The sequence below is a fragment of the Nocardia farcinica genome (genome assembly GCF_029867845.1).
Classification (GTDB): domain Bacteria; phylum Actinomycetota; class Actinomycetes; order Mycobacteriales; family Mycobacteriaceae; genus Nocardia; species Nocardia farcinica_A.
In genome coordinates, this window is the sequence record NZ_JARWRU010000414.1 from 1 (window position 1) to 3,547 (window position 3,547).

The 3,547-nt window shown below is 70.6% G+C and carries 4 protein-coding genes; 3 read left to right on the plus strand and 1 reads right to left on the minus strand.

Annotated features, from left to right (window positions below; all coding sequences use genetic code 11):
• Window positions 1-256 precede the first annotated feature (256 nt).
• The gene (locus QH283_RS08840; protein ID WP_127516400.1) at window positions 257-460 is read right to left on the minus strand and encodes a hypothetical protein; all 204 of its coding nucleotides are present in this window, start codon (window positions 458-460) and stop codon (window positions 257-259) included.
• A 107-nt stretch (window positions 461-567) separates the two neighbouring features.
• Here QH283_RS08840 and QH283_RS08845 point away from each other — a divergent pair, with 107 nt between their 5' ends.
• Genes QH283_RS08845 through QH283_RS08855 form a run of 3 tightly spaced genes read left to right on the plus strand, consistent with a single transcriptional unit; the run spans window position 568 to window position 3,454 of the window.
• On the plus strand, window positions 568-2,178 hold the full coding sequence (locus tag QH283_RS08845; protein WP_041561600.1) for a DNA cytosine methyltransferase: 1,611 nt from the start codon (window positions 568-570) through the stop codon (window positions 2,176-2,178).
• Window positions 2,175-3,032: a DUF5131 family protein gene (locus tag QH283_RS08850; protein WP_011212442.1), complete on the plus strand. Its 858-nt coding sequence runs from the start codon at window positions 2,175-2,177 to the stop codon at window positions 3,030-3,032. Before QH283_RS08845 ends, QH283_RS08850 begins: the two co-directional genes overlap by 4 nt.
• Window positions 3,029-3,454 (plus strand): DUF3307 domain-containing protein, encoded by a 426-nt coding sequence (locus QH283_RS08855; protein ID WP_011212441.1) that lies wholly within the window; start codon window positions 3,029-3,031, stop codon window positions 3,452-3,454. The genes QH283_RS08850 and QH283_RS08855 overlap by 4 nt, the downstream gene beginning before the upstream one ends.
• The last annotated feature ends 93 nt before the right edge of the window (window positions 3,455-3,547 follow it).

A 3,547-nucleotide genomic window follows, 5' to 3' on the forward strand; every position in this document is an offset into this window, starting at 1 on the left:
CGTCGCCCTGGTCCTGCCCCGCCACCACGACCCCGGCCACGTCTGGGCCTGGTCACGATGGCGCCGCCGACGACAACACCAAGCCCGGCTATCCCACTACCGGCGACGAGGCCACCCACTCACCTGAGTGTCGTTGCAGTACTAACGGGCCGAAGGCCGTCCCGCCGAACCATTCACCTCGTAAGCGAAAGATCGTTGGTTCGGCGACACCGGACTCACCTGCCAGGCCGAGTTCGGCGCCTGGCGTCACCGCGGGCTACCCCCGAATGTCTTTGGGCCCCTTGCCATCGCGGATGCGGGCGATGTACTCGCGGGTGAAGTCGCTGTATCGGGCGATCGCGGACGGGCCGACGCCATCGTCGAGGGCGGCGCGGATGGTGGCGAACAACTCCGAGCGGGCCTGGTCGTAGGCCGCTCGCGCGGCGCGGATCGCGGCCGCGTGGTCGGTCTCGTCGCTCATGCCCGCCATCATCGCATAACACTGTTCGCGAACATAGTTGACAAACACTCGGCCGAGCCTCAATGTGAACTGAGTACGCGAATTTTGTTCACATGATGGGGGTTCGGATGTCTCTGAGATCCACGGTCTACTTCGCCGGTTGGGGTGGCGATTCGCTGGGCTGGGAGGAGGTTCCCGGCATCGAGTTGCGGCTGGCGGCCAACCACAACCCGGTGTGTGTGGAGGTCCACACACTGAACTTCCCGGACGCCGAGCATCTTCCGCCCGGCGACGTCGAAGCCATCGACCTGGCGACCTTGCCCTATACCGAGTTGTTCTGGGCGTCGCCGGCGTGCCCGGCCTGGACCGACGCCAAGGGCCGCAAACGGTACTTCGACAAGTCGAATCAGTACACGCTGCTCAGCGACGACGAGCTGGGGACGGTGATCGAGGATCCGGCTGAGGCCCGCTCGCGCGGGCTGGTCGAGCAGATCCCGCGCTACCTGCGGGCGATGGCCGGGCGCGGCACCCCGGTGCTGGCCGGGGTGATGGAGAACGTCATCCAGTGCCGTCGCTGGGATCAGTGGGACCGCTGGCTGCGCGCGATCGAGTCGATCGGCCCCGGCTACGAGACCCGGGTGATCGCGCTCAACAGCATGCACGCGGTGCCGCGCCGGTGCCTGCCCGCACCGCAGAGCCGCGACCGGCTCTATGTCGCCTACTGGCTCAAATCCCTGGGGCGACGCCCGGACTGGGACAAATGGTTGCGCCCGAAAGCCTGGTGCCCGACTTGCGATCGGGTGGTGGACGCGGTGCAGTCCTGGAAGCAGCCCGGCATCGACATGGGCCGCTACGGCGCCCGCCACGGCCAGTACGTCTACCGCTGCCCGGCCAAGTCCTGCCGCTTCCAGATCGTGGAGCCGTTCACGGTCCCGGCCGCCGCCGCCATCGACTGGAGCCTGGATCCGGGAGAGAAGATCGGCGAGCGGGCCCGCCCGCTGGCCGCGGCCACGATGGAGCGGATCCGGATCGGGCTGGCGAAATTCGCTGGTGAGTCGTTCCTGACCCCGGCCGGGGGCACCTGGCGCGCCGACCCCACCGCGCTGTCGGCGCCGATGCCCGCCCGCACGACCCGCGAGAGCGACGGCCTGGTGGTGCCGCCGCTGATCGTGCAGACCAGCAAGCGCGCCGACCTCACCGCCCGCAGCACCGGCCAGCCGCTGCCGACACAGACCACCCGCCGCGAACTCGCCGTGGCCATCCCGCCGTTCATCACCAGCCTGCGCGGCGGCGGCAGCAGGAAGACCGCCCGCCACGTCGGAGAACCGCTGGGCACCTTCTCCGCCAGGGGCTTTCACCACGGCCTGGTGCAGCCGCCCGGATCGACCGCGGTCGTCGAGCAGCTGGCGGGCACGCGTGAGCAGCTGCTCGTGCCCTACTACCGCACCGGCCTCGCCCGCCCGCTCACCGAGCCGATGGGCACCCTGACCACCCGCGACCGGCACGGCCTGCTCGGCATCGACCCCGACAGAATCCTGGCCGAGTGCACGTTCCGGATGCTCGAACCCGACGAGATCCGGGCCGGGATGGCATTCCCGCCCACCTACATCCCCATCGGCGACAAGCGCACCCAGGCGGCCGGCTACGGCAACGCGGTCACCCCACCGGTGCCCGAGGTCATCGGCTGCGCCCTCGTCGAAGCCATCACCGGAGAACCGATCGAAAGGACCGCCGCATGAGCGCCACCGGTATCGAATGGACAGAAACCACCTGGAACCCGGTCACCGGCTGTGACCGGATCAGCGCGGGCTGCGACCACTGCTACGCCCTGGCGATGGCCAAACGGCTCAAGGCGATGGGCTCGGCGAAGTATCAGCGCGACGGCGACCCGCGCACCTCCGGGCCCGGGTTCGGCGTGAGCGTCCACCCCGACGCCCTCGACATCCCGCGGCGGTGGCGGGCACCGCGGATGGTGTTCGTCAACTCCATGTCCGACCTGTTCCACGCCCGTGTCCCCGACGCCTTCGTCCACGCCGTCGTCGAGGTCATGCGGCAGACGCCGCAGCACACCTACCAGGTGCTGACCAAGCGCCCGTCGCGGGCGCGGCGGCTGACCGAACGCGGCCTGGTGCTGCCCGACAACGTCTGGATCGGCACCTCGGTCGAGCACGGTGCGGTCACCCACCGCATCACCGACCTGCTCGCCATCGACGCCGCGGTGCGTTTTCTGTCGTGCGAGCCGCTGCTGGGCCCGATCGACCTCGACCCGTGGCTCTTCCCCGACCGGTGCCCGGACGGCTGCTCGTGCCGGTGGCCCGACGACGGCGACCACAACGAATGCGCCTGCGGTGGCGCCTGTGCGGACTGGGCGCCGCGCCCGGCGATCGACTGGGTGATCGTCGGCGGGGAATCCGGCCCGGCCGCGCGGCCGATCGACCCGGAATGGGTGCGCGACCTGCGCGACCAGTGCGTCACCGCGGGCACGGCGTTCTTCTTCAAGCAGTGGGGCGGACGCACCCCCAAGGCCGCCGGCCGCGAACTCGACGGCGTGATCTGGAGCCAGTTCCCCACCGCCGCCAGGAGGACCGCATGACCGGCGCGGCGGTGTTCGCGGCCGTTCTCGGCACCTACCTCGTCGCCCACCAGGTCGGCGACTACTGGGTGCAGACCGACCACCAGGCCCAGACCAAAGGCCGACCCGGCTGGAGCGGGCGCTGGGCCTGCACCAAGCACGTCGCCACCTACACCCTCACCCTCGCCCTGTGCCTGGCCACCGTCGATTGGTGGCTCGGCATGCCGGTCCAACCGGCGTGGGCTGCGGCTGGACTGACGGTCTCGGCGGTCACGCACTACTGGGCCGACCGCCGCGCCACCTTGGCCTGGCTCGCCGACCTTCTCGGCTCCGGCGGCTTCTACCGCGCCGGCACCGGACTCGCTACCGGCGCCGCCCACCTCGACCAGTCCTGGCACTGGCTCTGGCTCGGCATCGCCGCCCTCATCACCACCGGACCCTGACCACCACAACCCGCGGGGGGGCGGGGGGAGGGGGAAAGGCCCCGGGCCCGCGGCCTAAAGGGGAACCGCCAACCCGGGCCCCCCCCCGGAACA